The 19,788-nt window shown below is 56.2% G+C and carries 19 protein-coding genes; 15 read left to right on the top strand and 4 right to left on the bottom strand.

Annotation, left to right across the window (positions count from 1 at the left end):
* Positions 1 to 50: 50 nt before the first annotated feature.
* Positions 51 to 860: a dienelactone hydrolase family protein gene (locus WFM46_RS03270; RefSeq protein ID WP_336997058.1), complete on the bottom strand. Its 810-nt coding sequence runs from the start codon at positions 858 to 860 to the stop codon at positions 51 to 53.
* A 251-nt stretch (positions 861 to 1,111) separates the two neighbouring features.
* On the opposite strand from WFM46_RS03270, the gene udp reads away from it, so the two are divergent.
* From udp to tatD, 9 genes are all read left to right on the top strand, one after another.
* A complete protein-coding gene (gene udp, locus WFM46_RS03265; protein ID WP_045417628.1) occupies positions 1,112 to 1,873 on the top strand; it encodes a uridine phosphorylase in 762 nt (253 codons plus the stop codon).
* Positions 1,874 to 2,012: 139 nt separating this feature from the next.
* Positions 2,013 to 3,437: a DNA recombination protein RmuC gene (gene rmuC / locus WFM46_RS03260; protein ID WP_103177425.1), complete on the top strand. Its 1,425-nt coding sequence runs from the start codon at positions 2,013 to 2,015 to the stop codon at positions 3,435 to 3,437.
* A gap of 89 nt (positions 3,438 to 3,526) precedes the next feature.
* Positions 3,527 to 4,282: a bifunctional demethylmenaquinone methyltransferase/2-methoxy-6-polyprenyl-1,4-benzoquinol methylase UbiE gene (ubiE, locus tag WFM46_RS03255; protein WP_103177424.1), complete on the top strand. Its 756-nt coding sequence runs from the start codon at positions 3,527 to 3,529 to the stop codon at positions 4,280 to 4,282.
* A 13-nt stretch (positions 4,283 to 4,295) separates the two neighbouring features.
* Positions 4,296 to 4,901 carry a ubiquinone biosynthesis protein UbiJ gene (gene ubiJ, locus WFM46_RS03250; RefSeq protein ID WP_336997057.1) on the top strand — a complete coding sequence of 202 codons (606 nt, stop codon included), beginning with the start codon at positions 4,296 to 4,298 and terminating at the stop codon, positions 4,899 to 4,901.
* Complete coding sequence (gene ubiB / locus WFM46_RS03245; RefSeq protein WP_103177422.1) at positions 4,898 to 6,538, top strand: ubiquinone biosynthesis regulatory protein kinase UbiB; 1,641 nt, start codon at positions 4,898 to 4,900, stop codon at positions 6,536 to 6,538. The genes ubiJ and ubiB overlap by 4 nt, the downstream gene beginning before the upstream one ends.
* Before the next feature lie 76 nt (positions 6,539 to 6,614).
* Positions 6,615 to 6,869, top strand: coding sequence for a Sec-independent protein translocase subunit TatA (tatA, locus tag WFM46_RS03240; protein ID WP_103177421.1), 255 nt, complete (start codon positions 6,615 to 6,617; stop codon positions 6,867 to 6,869).
* Positions 6,870 to 6,872: 3 nt separating this feature from the next.
* A complete protein-coding gene (gene tatB, locus WFM46_RS03235; RefSeq protein WP_336997056.1) occupies positions 6,873 to 7,400 on the top strand; it encodes a Sec-independent protein translocase protein TatB in 528 nt (175 codons plus the stop codon).
* A 2-nt stretch (positions 7,401 to 7,402) separates the two neighbouring features.
* Positions 7,403 to 8,155 carry a Sec-independent protein translocase subunit TatC gene (tatC, locus tag WFM46_RS03230; RefSeq protein ID WP_103177419.1) on the top strand — a complete coding sequence of 251 codons (753 nt, stop codon included), beginning with the start codon at positions 7,403 to 7,405 and terminating at the stop codon, positions 8,153 to 8,155.
* 41 nt (positions 8,156 to 8,196) lie between these two features.
* On the top strand, positions 8,197 to 8,979 hold the full coding sequence (gene tatD, locus WFM46_RS03225; protein WP_336997055.1) for a 3'-5' ssDNA/RNA exonuclease TatD: 783 nt from the start codon (positions 8,197 to 8,199) through the stop codon (positions 8,977 to 8,979).
* On the opposite strand, the gene rfaH is transcribed toward tatD, so the two are convergent.
* Complete coding sequence (gene rfaH / locus WFM46_RS03220; protein ID WP_103177417.1) at positions 8,976 to 9,467, bottom strand: transcription/translation regulatory transformer protein RfaH; 492 nt, start codon at positions 9,465 to 9,467, stop codon at positions 8,976 to 8,978. The genes tatD and rfaH overlap by 4 nt on opposite strands.
* A gap of 183 nt (positions 9,468 to 9,650) precedes the next feature.
* Between rfaH and ubiD the strand changes: the two genes are divergently transcribed.
* Both ubiD and fre read left to right on the top strand, forming a co-directional pair.
* Positions 9,651 to 11,135 (top strand): 4-hydroxy-3-polyprenylbenzoate decarboxylase, encoded by a 1,485-nt coding sequence (gene ubiD / locus WFM46_RS03215; protein ID WP_336997054.1) that lies wholly within the window; start codon positions 9,651 to 9,653, stop codon positions 11,133 to 11,135.
* A 43-nt stretch (positions 11,136 to 11,178) separates the two neighbouring features.
* Positions 11,179 to 11,880 carry an NAD(P)H-flavin reductase gene (fre, locus tag WFM46_RS03210; RefSeq protein ID WP_103825360.1) on the top strand — a complete coding sequence of 234 codons (702 nt, stop codon included), beginning with the start codon at positions 11,179 to 11,181 and terminating at the stop codon, positions 11,878 to 11,880.
* A gap of 183 nt (positions 11,881 to 12,063) precedes the next feature.
* Here the strand turns inward: fre and fadA are convergent, their stop codons facing one another.
* Together fadA and fadB are read right to left on the bottom strand one after the other, a co-directional pair.
* Complete coding sequence (gene fadA, locus WFM46_RS03205) at positions 12,064 to 13,227, bottom strand: acetyl-CoA C-acyltransferase FadA (RefSeq protein ID WP_336997053.1); 1,164 nt, start codon at positions 13,225 to 13,227, stop codon at positions 12,064 to 12,066.
* Between the two features lie 9 nt (positions 13,228 to 13,236).
* The gene (gene fadB / locus WFM46_RS03200; RefSeq protein ID WP_336997052.1) at positions 13,237 to 15,426 is read right to left on the bottom strand and encodes a fatty acid oxidation complex subunit alpha FadB; all 2,190 of its coding nucleotides are present in this window, start codon (positions 15,424 to 15,426) and stop codon (positions 13,237 to 13,239) included.
* Between the two features lie 187 nt (positions 15,427 to 15,613).
* On the opposite strand from fadB, the gene pepQ reads away from it, so the two are divergent.
* The 4 genes from pepQ to hemG are packed head-to-tail and all read left to right on the top strand — an operon-like array spanning position 15,614 to position 19,605.
* Entirely contained in the window at positions 15,614 to 16,945 is a 1,332-nt protein-coding gene (gene pepQ, locus WFM46_RS03195; RefSeq protein WP_336997074.1) for a Xaa-Pro dipeptidase, read from the top strand.
* Positions 16,945 to 17,559, top strand: a complete 615-nt coding sequence (locus tag WFM46_RS03190) for an IMPACT family protein (RefSeq protein ID WP_263950163.1) — start codon at positions 16,945 to 16,947, stop codon at positions 17,557 to 17,559. Before pepQ ends, WFM46_RS03190 begins: the two co-directional genes overlap by 1 nt.
* Before the next feature lie 40 nt (positions 17,560 to 17,599).
* Positions 17,600 to 19,051: a Trk system potassium transporter TrkH gene (trkH, locus tag WFM46_RS03185; RefSeq protein WP_103177409.1), complete on the top strand. Its 1,452-nt coding sequence runs from the start codon at positions 17,600 to 17,602 to the stop codon at positions 19,049 to 19,051.
* 11 nt (positions 19,052 to 19,062) lie between these two features.
* On the top strand, positions 19,063 to 19,605 hold the full coding sequence (gene hemG, locus WFM46_RS03180) for a menaquinone-dependent protoporphyrinogen IX dehydrogenase (RefSeq protein WP_336997051.1): 543 nt from the start codon (positions 19,063 to 19,065) through the stop codon (positions 19,603 to 19,605).
* Positions 19,606 to 19,788 lie beyond the last annotated feature (183 nt).

Here is a 19,788-nt window from a genome sequence, read left to right as displayed (position 1 = left end):
CGGCTGTAGGCCGGGTAAGGCGAAGCCGCCACCCGGCAATTTACCCGAACCTACGGTTGCTTTTTATTCCCGTACTGCGCAAACCACGCCAGCATCCGCTGCCAGCCATCCTTCGCTGACTCTTCGTGATAGCTCGGACGGTAATCGGCATTAAACGCGTGACCCGCTCCCGGATAGACCACAATCTCCGCCGTTGCGTTCGCCGCCCGCAGGGCATGACGCATCGTCTCGACGGTATCCAGTGGAATGCCGGTGTCTTCGGCGCCATAGAGCCCCAGCACGGGGGCGTTTAAATCGGTAGCCACATCCACCGGATGCTTTGGTGAGTTCAGGGTTTTCTCGCCGACCAGTTTGCCATACCACGCCACGGCTGCTTTCAGCTGCGGGTTATGGGCGGCATAGAGCCAGCTGATCCGTCCGCCCCAGCAGAAACCGGTCGCCAGCAGACGATGAGGATCGCCACCGTTGCGCGCTGCCCAGTTGGCGACATGATCGAGATCCGCCAGCACCTGCGCGTCCGGTACTTTACTGACCAGATTGCTGAACAGGGTAGGGATGTCGCTGTACTCGTTCGGATCGCCCTGACGGAAGTAGAGCTCCGGCGCGACCGCCAGATAGCCTTCCAGCGCCAGGCGGCGACAGATATCGCGAATATGCTCATGTACGCCGAAAATTTCCTGAATCACGATGACGATCGGCAATGCCCCTTGCGCATTTTTGGGCCGGGCATGGTAAGCAGGCATATTATCGCCCTGGGTCGGAATCGAGGTCTCCCCGGCGGTAATCGCCTCGTCGGGGGTAGTGACAACGGTTGAGGCTTGCAGATCAGCAGCAGGGGCAAATCCAGATGTTCCAGTCATGGCATTCTCCGTACCAATTAGCGCAAAAGTAAATATAGTCCGCAGGTTAACAATCCACAGTGCCCGAAACAGGCTATCTTTTGTGCAACAGATAACGATATAAGTCGTTAATGTGATGTTAATCACTATTTCATGGTAATTAAATGCAATCAATTTCATTTGCGGTGATATCTGTCACGAAATTAAGCTATATGCTCCGGTAAAGTACCGCTTTGCTTCTGCTGACAAACTGACCCACAGAGGAGTTTTCTATGTCTAAGTCTGATGTTTTTCATCTCGGCCTCACTAAAAATGATTTACAAGGGGCTACGCTCGCTATCGTCCCTGGCGATCCTGAGCGTGTGGAAAAGATCGCCGCGCTGATGGATAAGCCGGTTAAGCTGGCAGCCCATCGCGAATTCACGACCTGGCGGGCAGAGCTGGATGGCAAAGCGGTGATCGTCTGCTCAACCGGTATCGGTGGCCCGTCTACCTCTATTGCCGTTGAAGAGCTGGCACAGCTGGGCATCCGTACTTTCCTGCGTATCGGTACGACCGGTGCGATCCAGCCGCACATCAACGTTGGCGACGTACTGGTCACCACCGCGTCCGTGCGTCTGGACGGCGCGAGCCTGCACTTTGCCCCGATGGAGTTCCCGGCAGTGGCCGATTTCGAGTGCACCACCGCGCTGGTGGAAGCCGCGAAATCCGTCGGCGCAACCACTCACGTTGGCGTGACCGCCTCCTCAGACACCTTCTACCCGGGCCAGGAGCGCTACGATACCTTCTCCGGTCGCGTGGTCAGCCGTTTCAAAGGCTCGATGGAAGAGTGGCAGTCTATGGGCGTTATGAACTATGAAATGGAATCCGCTACGCTGCTGACCATGTGTGCAAGCCAGGGTCTGCGTGCCGGTATGGTTGCGGGTGTCATTGTGAACCGTACCCAGCAAGAGATCCCGAACGCCGAGACCATGAAGCAGACCGAAAGCCACGCGGTGAAAATCGTGGTGGAAGCGGCCCGCCGCCTGCTGTAATTACTCCTTTTCTTTGCCAAAGGCCGACCCGTTCGGCCTTTTTCTTTGCGTAGCTCCTCGCAGAAAACCCTTTTCAAACTGGACGTTTATACAGCACAATTCTATTTTGTGCGGGTCATACCTTGATGCAGGGGGCGTCGTGGATATTTCCATCCTTTTTTATGTCGTTATCGCGCTGGTCAGCGTCGGCGTGGGCTGGTTGTTCGCCAGCTATCAGCATGCGCAGCAAAAAGCCGATCAGCTGGCCGAACGTGAGGAGATGGTGGCTGCCTTAAGCGCGCTGAAACAACAGGCGGCGCAAAGCGGACACTGGCGCGACGAGTGCGAGCTACTCAATAACGAACTGCGTAATCTGCGGGATATCAACACCTCGCTGGAAGCCGACCTGCGCGAAGTCACCACCCGCCTGGAATCCACCCAACTGCATGCGGAAGATAAAATCCGCCAGATGATCAACAGCGAACAGCGCCTGAGCGAGCAGTTCGAAAACCTGGCGAACCGCATCTTTGAGCAGAGCAACCGCCGTGTTGACGAGCAAAACCGTCAGAGCCTGAACGGTCTGCTGACTCCCCTGCGCGAACAGCTGGACGGTTTTCGTCGCCAGGTGCAGGACAGCTTTGGCCAGGAGGCGCGGGAGCGACACACGCTGGCCCATGAAATTCGCAATCTCCAGCAGCTAAATGCCCAGATGGCCCAGGAGGCGATCAACCTGACCCGGGCGCTGAAAGGCGACAATAAAACCCAGGGCAACTGGGGCGAAGTGGTGTTGACCCGCGTACTGGAAGCTTCCGGCCTGCGTGAAGGGCATGAATATCAGACCCAGGTCAGTATCGAAACAGAATCCCGCGCGCGGATGCAGCCGGATGTCATTGTCCGCCTGCCGCAGGAGAAGGATGTGGTCATCGATGCCAAAATGACGCTGGTGGCCTATGAGCGTTACTTTAATGCCGAGGACGACTACACCCGCGAGACGGCGTTGCAGGAGCATATCGCCTCGGTGCGGAACCACATTCGCCTGCTGGGGCGTAAAGATTATCAGCAGTTACCCGGCCTGCGTTCGCTTGACTATGTGCTTATGTTTATCCCGGTTGAACCCGCCTTCTTACTGGCGCTGGACCGCCAGCCGGAGCTGATCTCCGAAGCGTTAAAAAACAACATTATGCTGGTCAGCCCGACCACGCTGCTGGTGGCGCTGCGTACCATTGCTAATCTTTGGCGCTACGAGCATCAGAGCCGCAATGCCCAGCAGATTGCCGATCGCGCCAGCCGGTTGTACGACAAAATGCGCCTGTTCGTCGATGACATGTCGTCCGTTGGGCAGAGTCTGGATCGCGCCCAGGATAACTATCGTCAGGCGATGAAAAAGCTGGCCTCCGGTCGCGGCAACCTGCTGGCTCAGGCCGAATCGTTCCGCAGCCTTGGCGTGGAGGTTAAACGCGAGATTAATCCGGATTTAGTCGAGCAGGCCACCGCGCAGGATGAAGAGTACCGGTTGCGTGGCGAGGGCGATGTTCAAAAGACAAACAATACGTTAGCAGAGGCACACGCGTCGGCAGACCTGTAGGGCGTTATTCCTGGGGTGGTTGAATCGTAGGGCAAATTCGCCCAATCTGTTACACTTCTCGTACATTTGATTGATAAGCAGGCTCTGAGATGGTTGAAGATTCACAAGACACAACGCACTTTGGCTTTCAGACTGTCGCTAAAGCGCAGAAAGCTGACATGGTGGCCCACGTATTCCATTCCGTGGCGGCGAAGTACGATGTAATGAATGACCTGATGTCATTCGGCATTCATCGCTTGTGGAAGCGCTTCACTATTGATTGTAGCGGCGTGCGTCGTGGGCAAACCGTGCTTGATCTGGCGGGCGGGACCGGCGACCTTACCGCGAAATTCTCGCGTCTGGTAGGGGAAACAGGCCGCGTTGTGCTGGCTGATATCAACGACTCCATGCTGAAAATGGGGCGTGAGAAACTGCGCAATCTCGGTGTGGTCGGCAACGTTGAGTACGTCCAGGCGAACGCCGAGGCGCTGCCTTTCCCGGATAACACTTTTGACTGCATCACCATCTCGTTCGGTCTGCGTAACGTCACCGATAAAGAGAAAGCGCTGCGTTCCATGTACCGCGTGCTGAAACCGGGTGGACGCCTGCTGGTGCTGGAGTTCTCTAAACCGATTATTGAGCCCCTGAGCAAAGCGTACGACGCTTACTCTTTCCACATTCTGCCGCGCATTGGTGAAGTGGTTGCTAACGATGCCGACAGCTATCGCTACCTGGCCGAGTCCATCCGTATGCACCCTAACCAGGACACGTTAAAGGCTATGATGCAGGATGCGGGCTTTGACAATGTTGATTACTTCAACATGACCGCGGGCGTTGTCGCCCTGCATCGCGGGTACAAGTTCTGAGTGGAGGTGGCAGATGCCGTTTAAACCCTTGATCACAGCCGGTGTTGAAAACGTACTCAATACCTTTCTGTATCGCTCGCCCGCGCTCAAAACGGCACGCCAGCGACTGAACGGTAAAGTGCTGCGCGTGGTGGTAAAAGAGTTTTCCACCCCGCTGGTGCTGGTATTTAGCGAGCGTCAGCTCGACGTGCTGGGCGAGTGGGAGGGCGAGGCTGACTGCTCTGTTATCACCCATATGAGTACGCTGCCTAAACTGCGCGATCGCCAGCAGCTCACCGCCCTGATCCGTAGCGGTGAGCTGGAAGTCGAAGGCGATATCCAGGTGGTACAAAACTTCGTTTCGCTGGCTGACCTGGCGGAATTTGAACCGGCAGAACTGCTGGCTCCCTGGACGGGCGATATTGCCGCAGAGGGGATCAGTAAAGTGCTGCGCGGCGGCGCCTCATTGCTGAAAAAAGGTTTTCAGCGTCAGCAGCGCTATGCTGCGGAGGTGCTTACCGAAGAGTGGCGCATGGCTCCCGGGCCGCTGGAAGCAGCATGGTTTGCAGAAGAAACCGCAGCGGTTGAACGTTCGGTTGATGCACTGACTAAAAGGCTTGAAAAGCTGGAGGGCAAATGACGCCAGGTGAAATTCGGCGCCTCTATTTTATCATCCGCACCTTTTTGAGCTACGGGCTCGATGAGTTGATCCCTCGAATGCGTATTACCTTGCCGCTGCGCCTCTGGCGGCAAACGCTATTCTGGATGCCAAATCGCCATAAAGACAAGCTGCTCGGTGAGCGGCTGCGGCTGGCGTTGCAGGAGCTGGGTCCGGTCTGGATCAAGTTCGGCCAGATGCTCTCGACCCGCCGCGATCTCTTCCCTCCCCAGATTGCCGATCAGCTGGCTCTGCTGCAGGATAAAGTCGCCCCGTTCGATGGCCGGCTGGCAAAGCGGCAGATCGAAAAGGCGATGGGTGATATCCCGGTAGAAAGCTGGTTCGATGACTTCGACATCCAACCGCTGGCTTCGGCCTCTATCGCCCAGGTTCACACCGCGCGGCTGAAAGAGAACGGCAAAGAGGTGGTCATCAAGGTGATCCGCCCGGATATTCTGCCGATCATCAGAGCCGACATGAGACTCATCTACCGTCTGGCTCGCTGGGTGCCGCGTCTGTTGCCTGATGGCCGTCGCCTGCGTCCGATGGAAGTGGTGCGTGAATATGAAAAGACGCTGATTGATGAGCTGAATCTGCTGCGTGAATCGGCGAACGCGATTCAGCTGCGCCGCAATTTTGAAAACAGCCCGATGCTGTATGTGCCGGAGGTCTACTCCGACTATTGCAGCCAGGACATGATGGTGATGGAGCGCATCTACGGCATCCCGGTATCGGACGTCGCGACCCTCGAAAAGCAGGGCACCAACATGAAGCTGCTGGCCGAGCGTGGCGTACAGGTCTTCTTTACCCAGGTGTTCCGCGACAGCTTCTTCCATGCCGATATGCACCCGGGCAATATCTTTGTTAGCTACGAGCACCCAGAAGATCCGCAATACATCGGCATTGACTGCGGTATCGTCGGCTCGCTGAACAAAGAAGATAAGCGCTATCTGGCCGAGAACTTTATCGCCTTCTTTAACCGCGATTACCGCAAAGTGGCTGAACTGCACGTCGACTCCGGTTGGGTTCCACCGGACACCAACGTCGAAGAGTTTGAGTTCGCCATTCGTACGGTTTGCGAGCCCATTTTCGAGAAACCGCTGGCGGAGATCTCGTTTGGCCATGTGCTGCTGAACCTGTTCAATACCGCCCGTCGCTTCAATATGGAAGTGCAGCCGCAATTAGTTTTACTGCAGAAAACATTACTTTACGTTGAAGGGGTGGGGCGGCAACTCTATCCTCAGTTAGACTTATGGAAAACGGCAAAACCGTTCCTTGAGTCCTGGATCAAAGACCAGGTTGGGCTGCCTGCCCTGGTCCGCTCCCTGAAAGAGAAAGCACCTTTCTGGATCGAAAAAATGCCCGAACTGCCGGAACTGGTGTACGACAGTTTGCGTCAGAGCAAAAACTTGCAACATAGCGTAGATAAAATCGCTCGTGAGCTGCAAACCAATCATGTGCGTCAGGGCCAGTCCCGGTATCTGTTTGGTATAGGCGCCACGCTGTTGTTAAGCGGCACGCTATTGCTAATCAACCGTCCTGACTGGGAGTTGATGCCCGCCTGGCTGATGGCCGGTGGAGTGGTGGTCTGGCTGGCAGGATGGCGTAAAACACGCTGAATTGCATCGCTATCGCAGGGCCGCATAACGTATAATGCGGCCTGATTAATTTATCATCTACAACTGAGGAAGAAGTATGGGTGGTATCAGTATCTGGCAATTGGTGATTATTGCCGTCATCGTCGTGCTGCTTTTCGGTACCAAAAAACTGGGTTCTATCGGTTCCGATCTTGGCGCCTCCATCAAAGGCTTCAAGAAAGCGATCAAAGACGATGACGAGAAGCAGGACAAATCCAGCCAGGACGCGGATTTCACTGCTAAATCTATCGCCGATAAACCAGACGACGTCAAAAAGGAAAATGCTAAACGCCACGATAACGAGCAGGTGTAATCCGTGTTTGATATTGGTTTTAGCGAACTGCTGCTGGTATTCGTGATTGGCCTCATTGTACTGGGGCCACAGCGTTTGCCGGTGGCAGTAAAAACAATTGCAGGCTGGGTGCGGGCGCTACGTTCGCTTGCGACAACGGTTCAAAACGAGCTGGCGCAGGAGCTTAAGCTGCAGGAGTTTCAGGACAGCCTGAAAAAAGTGGAGAAGGCGAGCATGGAAAACCTGACGCCGGAACTCAAAGCCTCCATGGATGAACTGCGCGAAGCGGCGGAATCCATGAAGCGCTCCTACAGCGTTAACGACCCGGAAAAAGCGAGTGATGAAGCCAACACCATTCGCAACCCGCTGGTCAAAGATAACGAAGCGCAGCACGAAGGCGTGACGCCTGCTACCGCAGAACACCAGGCCAGTGCGCCCGAACAGACGCCTTCAGAGCCGGTGATCAAAAATTCAGAACCGACGCCAGCGTCCGCAGAGAAGAAGCCTGCCCCCGTCGCTGATGCGTCCCCCTCGTCGAGTGATAAAGCGTAAATATGGCAGTAGATGAAACTCAACCGCTGATTACGCACCTGATCGAGCTGCGTAAGCGCCTGCTGAACTGCATTATTGCGGTCTTCCTCATTTTTATAGGCCTGGTCTATTTCGCCAACGACATCTATCAGGTGGTCTCTGCGCCGCTGATTAAACAGATGCCGCTGGGCGCAACCATGATTGCGACCGATGTCGCGTCGCCCTTCTTCACGCCGATTAAGCTGACCTTCTGGGTGTCGCTGATTGCTTCTGCCCCGGTGATCCTTTACCAGGTCTGGGCCTTTATTGCCCCTGCGCTGTATAAGCATGAACGCCGTCTGGTGATCCCGCTGCTGGTCTCCAGCTCGCTGCTGTTTTATATCGGCATGGCCTTCGCCTACTTCGTGGTTTTCCCCCTGGCCTTTGGCTTCCTGGCAAACACCGCGCCGGTAGGGGTCCAGGTCTCGACGGACATTGCCAGTTATCTGAGCTTTGTGATGGCGCTGTTTATGGCCTTCGGCGTGGCGTTTGAGGTGCCGGTTGCCATCGTGCTGCTCTGCTGGGTGGGGATCACCACGCCGGAAGACTTGCGTAAAAAGCGTCCGTACATTCTGGTGGGTGCCTTCGTCATTGGCATGATGCTAACGCCGCCGGATGTCTTCTCGCAAACCCTGCTGGCAATCCCGATGTATTGCCTGTTTGAGGTCGGCGTCTTCTTCTCGCGCTTCTATATTGGAAAGCGACGTGAAGATCACGAGGAAGAGTCAGAAGAATAAAACCAACCGCCCGCCAGGGCGGTTGTCATATGGGAGCGAGTATGTTTGATATCGGTCTTAACCTGACCAGTCCCCAGTTTGCCCAGGATCGCGATGAGGTCGTTGCCAGGGCCTTCGCTGCCGGGGTAAAGGGCTTACTGCTGACGGGCACCAACCTGGATGAAAGTGAGCAGGCGCAGCAGCTGGCGCAACGTTACGATCGCTGCTGGTCAACGGCAGGCGTTCATCCTCACGACAGCAGCCAGTGGACGACAGAGAGCGCAGATACGCTGCGGGCGTTAGCCGCCTCGCCTGAGGTGGTGGCAATCGGAGAGTGTGGCCTCGACTTTAATCGCAACTTCTCCACCCCCACCGAGCAGGAGCATGCCTTTAGCGCCCAGCTTGCACTGGCCGCGGAGCTGGGTATGCCGGTATTTATGCACTGCCGTGACGCTCACGAACGCTTTCTGGCGTTGCTGGAACCTTGGCTGGATAAACTGCCCGGCGCGGTGCTGCACTGTTTTACCGGCACGCGTGAGGAGGCGATAGCTTGTCTGGATCGTGGCTTATATCTGGGGATCACCGGCTGGGTCTGCGATGAACGGCGCGGGCTGGCGCTGCGTGAACTGTTGCCGGTTATTCCTGCCGAGCGCCTGCTGATTGAGACCGATGCGCCGTACCTGCTGCCGCGCGATCTCAGCCCTAAACCGGCCTCACGGCGTAATGAGCCAGCCTTGCTGGGCCATATTCTTGAGCGGGTGGCCCACTGGCGCGGCGAAGAGACGCAGTGGCTGGCTGCGCAGACGGATGACAACGTGCGTCGTCTGTTTGGCGTCGACTTTTAAACTTTGCGGAAACTGGTGTTTTTCACGCTCTGCTTCACTTCTTTATTCAGCAAGTTCAGCAGCAGCATGGAGCGGGCTTCCCCATCCGGCTCAGCGAAAATCGCTACCAACCCTTCGAACGCCCCTTCGGTGATCACCACATCATCGCCGGAGAAGGGCGTATCAGGATCGGTCATGCCTTCTGGCTGTTTATAAACCGAGAGCTGGTGGATGACGGAAGAGGGCACCGTGGCCGGATGAACGCCAAAGCGCACGAAGTGGCTGACGCCGCGCGTCGCATTGATGGTGGTGGTGTGGATCACTTCAGGGTCGAATTCAACAAACAGATAGTTAGGGAACAGCGGCTCGCTGACGGTTGTACGTTTACCGCGAACCATTTTTTCCAGCGTGATCACAGGCGTCAGACAGTTCACTGCCTGGCGTTCCAGATGTTCCTGAGCACGCTGAAGTTGCCCACGCTTGCAATACAGTAAATACCAGGCCCGCATAATGACTCTTTTCCGCTTGTTATGCCGGCAAGCATATCAAAACCCTGGCGGGATCGCTAAGCTGATTATAATGGCAGTACGCAGAAGAAGCCGTGAATCTTCACGCTAATTTAACAAAAATACAGCATCACGCAGTCTTACGCCGTATAATGAACCGCATACAGAGAGAGCTTGACTAACTGCATGAAATACAACGATCTACGCGACTTCCTGGAACTGCTGGAAAAGCAGGGCGAACTCAAACGTATTACCCTGCCTGTCGATCCTTATCTGGAGATGACAGAGATTGCCGACCGCACCCTGCGTGCCGGTGGGCCCGCGCTGCTGTTTGAAAATCCGAAAGGCTACACCATGCCGGTGCTCTGTAACCTGTTTGGCACACCCAGGCGTGTGGCGATGGGGATGGGGCAGGAAGATGTCAGCGCGTTGCGTGAAGTAGGTAAGCTGCTGGCTTTTCTGAAAGAGCCTGAGCCACCAAAAGGTTTTCGCGATCTCTTTGATAAGCTGCCGCAGTTTAAGCAGGTGTTGAACATGCCGACCAAACGGCTGCGTGGTGCCCCCTGCCAGCAGAAAATCGTGGAAGGCGATGCGGTCGATCTGACCCGAATTCCCATCATGCAGTGCTGGCCAGAAGACGCCGCCCCGCTGATCACCTGGGGCCTGACCGTAACGCGCGGGCCGCACAAAGAGCGCCAGAATCTTGGGATCTACCGTCAGCAGCTGATCGGTAAAAACAAACTCATTATGCGCTGGCTGTCGCACCGCGGCGGCGCGCTTGATTTCCAGGAGTGGTGTGCTGCGCATCCGGGCGAACGCTTCCCGGTCTCCGTGGCGCTGGGTGCCGATCCGGCCACTATACTCGGCGCAGTGACGCCGGTGCCCGACACGCTGTCGGAATATGCCTTTGCCGGGTTACTGCGTGGCACCAAAACCGAAGTGGTGAAGTGCGTTTCTAACGATCTGGAAGTGCCCGCCAGCGCTGAAATCGTCCTCGAAGGCTACATCGAATCTGGAGAGATGGCCCCGGAAGGGCCGTATGGCGACCACACCGGCTATTACAATGAAATAGACAACTTCCCGGTATTTACCGTAACGCACATTACCCAGCGGGAAGATGCGATTTACCACTCCACTTATACCGGCCGTCCACCAGATGAACCTGCCGTACTGGGCGTGGCGCTCAACGAAGTGTTTGTGCCTATTCTGCAAAAACAGTTCCCGGAGATCGTTGATTTCTATCTGCCGCCGGAAGGGTGCTCTTATCGCCTGGCGGTAGTAACCATTAAGAAGCAGTATGCGGGTCACGCTAAACGGGTGATGATGGGCGTATGGTCTTTCCTGCGCCAGTTTATGTATACCAAGTTTGTGATCGTTTGCGATGATGACGTCAACGCCCGAGACTGGAATGACGTAATCTGGGCCATTACCACCCGTATGGATCCGGCACGCGATACCGTGTTAGTCGAAAACACGCCAATTGATTACCTGGATTTTGCCTCGCCGGTTTCCGGTCTTGGCTCAAAAATGGGACTGGATGCCACCAATAAATGGCCCGGCGAAACCCAACGTGAATGGGGTCGACCGATCAAAAAGGATCCTGAGGTGACTGCGCGAATTGACGCGATCTGGGATGAACTGGCCATAATGAATAACGGTAAAGACGCCTGAAGGCGCCCGTTATGCCCTATAGACTTCCCGACAGAGAGAGCGAATGACAACCTTAAGCTGTAAAGTGACCTCGGTAGACGCTATCACCGACACTGTATATCGCGTCCGTTTAGTACCTGAATCGGCGTTCTCCTTCCGCGCTGGCCAGTATTTGATGGTGGTGATGGATGAACGGGATAAGCGCCCTTTCTCAATGGCCTCCACGCCGGATGAGCAAGAGTTTATCGAGCTGCACATTGGGGCGTCGGAGCTCAACCTGTATGCGATGGCGGTGATGGATCGCATTCTGAAAGAGAACGTGATTGAAGTTGATATGCCTCACGGGGAAGCCTGGCTGCGCGATGACGAAGAGCGTCCACTGATCCTGATTGCCGGCGGCACCGGTTTCTCCTACGCGCGCTCTATTCTGCTGACGGCGCTGGCGCGTAATCCGGACCGGGATATCACCATCTACTGGGGTGGCCGCGAGTCGAAGCACCTTTACGATCTGTCCGAGCTGGAAGCGCTGAGCGTGACCCATCCAAACCTGCGCGTTGAGCCGGTGGTGGAGCAGCCGGAAGAGGGATGGCGCGGCCGCAGCGGCACCGTGTTAACGGCGGTACTGCAGGATCATGGCACCCTGGTAAATCACGATATCTATATTGCCGGTCGTTTCGAAATGGCGAAAATTGCCCGTGACCTGTTCTGCAACGAGCGTGGCGCGCGTGAAGATCGTCTGTTTGGCGACGCATTTGCCTTTATTTGAGACGAAAAAAACCCGCCCCTGACAGGCGGGAAAACGGCAACTAAAACTTTCCCCGTCATCATTCACGCTGCCTCTTTGTTGGCTGCCTTTGCTCACCCCGGTCACATAGTTAACTATGCTCCCGGGGATTCGCGCAGTTGCCGCCGCGATGCAACGCGAATGATTTAGGGGAATATTCTTCGATTACACCCTCTCAAACACCGTCGCGATCCCCTGACCCAGGCCGATACACATGGTCGCCAGACCAAACTGAGCATCTTTACGTTCCATCAGGTTAATCAGCGTGGTGCTGATACGCGCCCCGGAACAGCCCAGCGGGTGACCCAGCGCAATGGCGCCGCCGTTGAGGTTAATCTTCTCGTCGATCTGATCCATCAGGCCCAGATCCTTAATGCACGGCAGGATCTGCGCGGCGAAGGCTTCGTTCATCTCGAACACGTCGATATCGCTGGTGGAAAGCCCGGCTTTTTTCAGCGCCAGCTTTGAGGCCGGTACCGGGCCGTAACCCATAATCGATGGATCGCAGCCCACGACCGCCATCGAGCGGATACGGGCGCGCGGCGTCAGACCCAGCTCGCGGGCGCGGCTTTCGCTCATGACCAGCATGGCGGCAGCACCATCGGAGAGGGCGGAAGAGCTGCCCGCCGTCACGGTGCCGGTCACCGGATCAAAGGCCGGTTTCAGCGTGGAGAGCGCTTCAACGGTGGTTTCCGGACGGATCACTTCGTCGAAGTAGAACTGTTTCAGCACGCCATCGGCATCGTGGCCGCCCGTCGGCAGGATCTCATTTTTGAAGGCGCCGGACTGCGTCGCGGCCCAGGCACGGGCGTGCGAGCGGGCGGCAAAGCTGTCCTGCATTTCACGGCTGATGCCGTGCAGACGGGAGAGCATCTCTGCCGTCAGCCCCATCATGCCCGCGGCTTTCGCCACGGTACGGCTCATGCCGGGATGAAAATCGACGCCGTGGCTCATCGGCACGTGGCCCATGTGTTCCACGCCGCCAATCATGCACACCTGCGCGTCGCCGGTCATGATCATGCGTGCCGCATCGTGCAGGGCCTGCATCGACGAACCGCACAGGCGGTTGACGGTGACAGCCGGTACTGAGTGCGGGATTTCCGCCAGCAGCGCGGCGTTACGGGCAATGTTAAAACCCTGCTCCAGGGTCTGCTGTACGCAGCCCCAGTAGATATCGTCTAGCGCGGTGGCTTCCAGCGCCGGGTTGCGCGCCAGCAGGCTACGCATTAAATGTGCGGAGAGATCTTCCGCGCGCACGTTACGAAATGCGCCGCCCTTCGAACGGCCCATCGGGGTGCGAATTGCATCGACAATGACAACCTGTTCCATTGTGACTCCTTAAGCCGTTTTGATTGCGCCAACCGGACGGGCAGGCTCAACCGGGGGATAGTACGCTTCGTTGTGACGCGCTTTGGCACGCAGACCTTCCGGGGCGTGATACAGCGGGCCGAGATGCTCGTACTGTTGCGTCATATCCAGATAGCGGGCGCTGCCGAGCGTATCCAGCCAGCGGAACGCGCCGCCGTGGAACGGAGGGAAGCCCAGGCCGTACACCAGCGCCATATCGGCTTCCGCCGGGCTGGCGATAATGCCCTCTTCGAGACAGCGCACCACTTCATTGACCATCGGGATCATCATGCGGGCAATGATCTCTTCGTCGCTGAAATCGCGCTTCGCCTGGCTGACATCTGCCAGCAGGCTGTCCACGGTGGCATCTTCCTCTTTCTTCGGTTTGCCCTTGCTGTCTTCTTTATAACGCCAGAAGCCGAGGCCGTTTTTCTGACCGTAGCGATTCGATTCAAAGAGTGCGTCGATGGCGTCGCGGTAATCTTTCTGCATCCGCGCCGGGAAACCAGCCGCCATCACCGCCTGGGCGTGATGGGCGGTATCAATGCCGACCACATCCAGCAGATAGGCCGGGCCCATTGGCCAGCCAAACTGTTTTTCCATCACTTTGTCGATCTTGCGGAAATCCGCCCCGTCGCGCAGCAGCTGGCTGAAACCGGCAAAGTAGGGGAACAGCACGCGGTTGACGAAGAAGCCCGGGCAGTCATTCACCACAATCGGGGTTTTGCCCATCTTGCTGGCCCACGCCACCACTTTGGCGATCGTTTCATCGGAGGTCTTTTCTCCGCGAATCACTTCAACCAGCGGCATACGGTGCACCGGGTTAAAGAAGTGCATACCGCAGAAGTTTTCCGGGCGCTTCAGCACGCTGGCCAGTTCGCTGATTGGTATGGTAGAGGTGTTGGATGCCAGCACAGTCTCCGGGCGAACCTTCTCTTCTGTTTCCGCCAGCACCGCTTTTTTCACTTTCGGGTTTTCAACTACCGCTTCGACGACCACATCCACGCGATCGAAACCGCTGTATTCCAGCGTCGGATGAATAGTAGAGATCACCCCGGAGAGCTTCAGACCGTCGATCTTGCCGCGCTCCAGCTGTTTGTTCAGCAGCTTGGCCGCTTCCGTCATGCCCAGCGTCAGGGATTTGTCGTTGATATCTTTCATGACAACCGGCACGCCTTTCCATGCCGACTGATACGCAATACCGCCGCCCATAATGCCCGCACCCAGCACCGCAGCCTGTTTTGGCGTCTCGACATGTTTGGTCAGCTGCTTCGCTTTGCCCTTCACGAACTGATCGTTGAGGAAAATACCCACCAGGGCACGCGCTTCGTTGGTGTGAGCCAGCGGAACGAAACTTTGGTTTTCTAATTTCAGTGCTTCGTCACGGCCCAGACGTGCGGCGGCTTCGATGGTTTTCACCGCGGTGATGGGCGCCGGATAGTGTTTACCCGCCGTCTGCATCACCATGCCTTTAGCGATGGTGAAGCTCATGGTGGCTTCAATTTTACTTAAGTGCAGCGGCTCCAGTTTCGGCTGGCGTTTTGCTTTCCAGTCGAGATCGCCGTTAATCGCCTGGCGCAGTATCGCCAGTGCCCCTTCATGAAGTTTTTCCGGCTTAACGACGCCATCCACCAGACCGAGTTTTAATGCCTGATCGGCACTGACATCTTTACCCGCGGCAATAATTTCCAGGGCGCTATCGGCACCCAGCAGGCGCGGCAGACGTACCGAGCCGCCAAAGCCCGGCATGATGCCCAGCTTCGTTTCAGGCAGACCAATGCGCAGATCCGGCGTCGCCAGACGATAATCGGTCGCCAGCACGCATTCACAGCCGCCACCCAGCGCATAGCCATTAACCGCAGAAAGGGTCGGAACCGGCAGATCTTCCAGACGGTTAAAGACGCTGTTGGCGAAATGGAGCCACTGGCTCAGCTGCTCCTGTGGTACCAGGAACAGCGAGAGGAATTCGGTGATGTCTGCGCCGACAATAAATGCCGCTTTTTCGGAACGCAGCAGCAGACCTTTTAAATCGGTTTGTTTTTCAAGAACGTCCAGCGCCTGGCCAAGGCTGGCCACGGTTGCGGTATCAAGCTTGTTCACTGAGCCGGGGGCGTCGAACACCAGTTCGGCAATGCCACCTTCCAGCCAGTCTACGTACAGGGTGTCGCCTTTGTAGAGCATGTCAGTCTCCTGAATCCAGCAATTGGATCTGGTCATACCAGATGAAACGGAGTGTGGGTTTTGTGTTAATGAAATGCAAATTAGTCATTAAATAATTGTAGGTCTGATCACGCTCGGCGAAGATCTCGCAGCTTTTCTGAGGTGTGCTAAGATGCGGGGACTTGAGGTCAAAACGAAAGGAATAATGATGGACTCACTGGCCGCGCTCTACAAAAATCATATTGTTACGTTACAGGAACGTACACGCGACGTACTGGCTCGCTTTAAGCTGGATGCGTTGCTCATCCACTCCGGCGAACTGTTTAATGTCTTCCTTGACGATCATGCTTATCCCTTCAAGGTGAATCCGCAATTTAAAGCCTGGGTGCCGGTAACGCAGGTTCCCAATTGCTGGTTGCTGGTGGATGGTGTGAACAAGCCGAAACTCTGGTTCTATCTGCCAGTGGATTACTGGCACAACGTGGAGCCGCTGCCGACCTCATTCTGGACGGACGAGGTAGAGGTGATTGCCCTGCCGAAAGCGGACGGTATTAGCAGCCAGTTACCCGCGGCTCGCGGTAACATTGCCTATATTGGCCCGGTGCCTGAACGGGCACTTGCCATGGAGATCACAGCGGAAAACGTCAATCCGAAAGGGGTGATCGACTATCTGCACTATTACCGCTCATATAAGACCGATTATGAACTGGCGTGTATGCGTGAAGCGCAAAAAACCGCGGTTAACGGCCATCGTGCGGCACATGAAGCGTTCCTGTCCGGCATGAGCGAGTTCGATATTAACCAGGCTTACCTGACGGCGACCGGCCATCGTGATACCGATGTGCCTTACAGCAACATCGTGGCGCTGAACGAACATGCGGCGGTGCTGCATTACACCAAACTCGATCACCGCGCGCCGTCCGAAATGCGCAGCTTCCTGCTGGATGCCGGGGCGGAATATAACGGTTATGCCGCTGACCTGACCCGTACCTGGGCCGGAAACAGCGACACCGAGTTCGCTGCGCTTATCAAAGACGTGAATGATGAACAGCTTGCCCTGATCGCCACCATGAAGGCGGGCGTGAGCTACGTGGAGTACCACATCCAGTTCCATCAGCGCATTGCGAAACTGCTGCGTAAGTACCAGATCGTCAGCGATATGAGCGAAGAGGCGATGGTGGAAAACGACCTGACCGGGCCCTTTATGCCGCACGGTATCGGCCATCCGCTGGGTCTGCAGGTCCACGATACGGCGGGCTTTATGCAGGATGATACCGGTACGCACCTGGCGGCGCCGTCTAAATATCCCTACCTGCGCTGCACCCGTATTCTGCAACCGCGCATGGTGCTGACCATCGAGCCGGGCATCTACTTTATAGAGTCGCTGCTGGCGCCGTGGCGTGAAGGGCAGTTCAGCAAACACTTCAACTGGCAGAAAATCGAAGCGCTGAAGCCGTTTGGTGGGATCCGTATCGAAGATAACGTGGTGATCCACGAGAACGGTACTGAAAACATGACGCGAGATCTGAAGCTGGCGTAATGGAAAGCTGGCTCATACCGGCAGCGCCGGTCACCTTTACGGAAGAGATCAAGAAAAGCCGTTTCATCACGCTGTTGGCGCATACCGACGGCGTGGAGGCGGCGAAGGCGTTTGTAGAGTCAGTAAGAGCGGAGCATCCCGACGCCCGCCACCATTGCGTGGCGTGGGTGGCCGGGCCGCCTGACGACTCGCAAAAGCTCGGGTTCTCGGATGATGGTGAACCGGCGGGCACGGCGGGCAAACCTATGCTCTCTCAGCTCATGGGCAGCGGCGTTGGCGAAATCACCGCCGTCGTGGTGCGATACTACGGCGGCGTGTTACTGGGAACGGGTGGGCTGGTCAAGGCCTATGGCGGCGGCGTCCAGCAGGCGCTTAATCAGCTGACGACTATCCGCAAAACGCCACTTACCGAATATACTTTATTGTGCGATTACGCCCAGTTATCCGGCATCGAGGCCTTGCTGAAGCAGTATCAGGGCCTGATCGTACACAGTGACTACCAGGCGATGGTGCACTTGCGGGTGGCATTACCCCAGGCGGCGCTTCCGGCATTCTCAGCAAAACTGGCTGATTTTAGTCGTGGTTCGTTGCAATTGCGGCCGATTGAAGAATAATCCCCACCCTACTTATTGAATACCAAAGGAAGCGGCAGAGATGCATTTTCGTGCCATAACCCGAATTGTTGGATTGCTGGTCATACTTTTCTCCGGGACGATGATCCTTCCGGGACTGGTAGCGCTTATTTATCGGGATGGTGCGGGCCGCGCCTTTACGCAGACCTTTTTCGTCGCGCTGATGATTGGCTCCCTGCTGTGGTGGCCTAACCGCCGTCAGAAAGGAGAGCTGAAATCCCGGGAAGGCTTCCTGATCGTGGTGCTGTTCTGGACCGTGCTGGGCAGCGTGGGGGCATTACCCTTCATCTTCTCGGAACAACCCAACCTGACGATCACCGATGCCTTCTTCGAATCCTTTTCGGGGCTGACCACCACCGGAGCCACCACGCTGGTGGGGCTGGACTCATTACCTCATGCCATCCTTTTTTACCGACAGATGCTGCAATGGTTTGGCGGTATGGGGATCATCGTATTAGCCGTAGCTATCCTGCCAATATTGGGCGTCGGGGGGATGCAGCTCTACCGTGCCGAAATGCCGGGGCCGCTGAAAGATAATAAAATGCGCCCGCGTATTGCCGAGACGGCCAAAACGTTATGGCTGATCTATGTTCTGCTGACGGTCGCCTGTGCGCTGGCGCTGTGGTTCGCCGGGATGCCAGCCTTTGATGCCATTGGCCATAGTTTTGCCACCATCGCCATTGGTGGGTTCTCAACCCATGATGCCAGCGTCGGCTATTTTGATAGCCCTACAATCAACACCATCATTGCTATCTTCCTGCTTATCTCCGGCTGTAACTACGGCCTGCACTTCTCGCTGTTAAGCGGCCGTAACCTGAAGGTGTACTGGCGCGACCCGGAGTTCCGCATGTTCATTGGCGTGCAACTGACGCTGGTGGCTATCTGTACCCTGGTGCTGTGGCTACACGATGTCTATGACTCGGCGGTCACCACCCTTAATCAGGCTTTCTTCCAGGTGGTATCGATGGCGACCACCGCAGGGTTCACCACCGACAGTATCGCGCGCTGGCCGCTCTTCCTGCCTGTGCTGCTGCTCTGTTCGGCCTTTATCGGCGGCTGTGCCGGTTCGACGGGCGGTGGCCTGAAGGTGATCCGCATTCTGCTGCTCTTTAAACAGGGGAACCGCGAGCTTAAGCGTCTGGTACACCCGAATGCGGTTTACAGCATCAAACTGGGCAACCGCGCACTGCCGGAGCGTATTCTGGAGGCGGTGTGGGGCTTCTTCTCTGCCTACGCGCTGGTCTTTATCGTCAGCATGCTGGCGATCATCGCGACGGGCGTGGATGACTTTTCGGCGTTTGCCTCCGTGGTCGCCACACTGAACAACCTGGGGCCGGGCCTTGGCGTGGTCGCAGACAACTTTGCCAGTATGAACCCAACCGCGAAGTGGATCCTGATTGCCAATATGCTGTTCGGGCGTCTTGAGGTCTTTACGCTGTTGGTTCTCCTGACACCAACATTCTGGCGCGAATAAGGGAGCCGTTTGTGAAAACATTAATTCTATTTTCAACGCGCGACGGGCAGACGCGGGAGATTGCCGCTTTTCTGGCTTCTGAGTTAAAAGAGCAGGGTATCTATGCGAATGTCGTCAATCTGAACCGCACAGAAGAGATTGCGTGGCAGGAGTATGACCGCGTGGTGATTGGCGCCTCGATTCGTTACGGTCATTTCCATCCTGCGGTGGATCGCTTCGTGAAAAAGCATACGGCAATGCTGAATAGCCTGCCTGGCGCTTTCTACTCTGTGAATCTGGTGGCGCGTAAAGCGGAAAAGCGCACGCCGCAAACCAACAGCTACACGCGCAAGTTTTTACTGAACTCACCCTGGAAGCCAACTGCCTGTGCCGTCTTTGCGGGTGCGCTGCGTTATCCGCGCTACCGCTGGTACGATCGCTTTATGATCCGCCTTATTATGAAGATGACAGGCGGCGAAACGGATACCCGTAAAGAGGTGGTCTATACCGACTGGTCCCAGGTCTCCAGTTTCGCCCGGGAAATTGCGCAATTAACCCGCAATTCGCGGCATTAATAGTCGCAAAGGTCGAAAAGTAAGCGAACGGAAAACTTTTTAAGATTTCTGCTTGTCACCGTCAGATAACTCCCTATAATGCGCCACCACTGACACGGAACAACGGCAAACACGCCGCCGGGTCAGCGGGGTTCGGTAAGAACCTCACGGAGAAAAGCGAAAATAATCGCTTGACTCTGAGGC

It is taken from the genome of Leclercia sp. M50, from assembly GCF_037150775.1.
Taxonomy (GTDB): Bacteria; Pseudomonadota; Gammaproteobacteria; order Enterobacterales; family Enterobacteriaceae; genus Enterobacter.
Note: the sequence above shows the minus strand (reverse complement) of the source record. Positions and strands in the feature narration are given on the sequence as shown.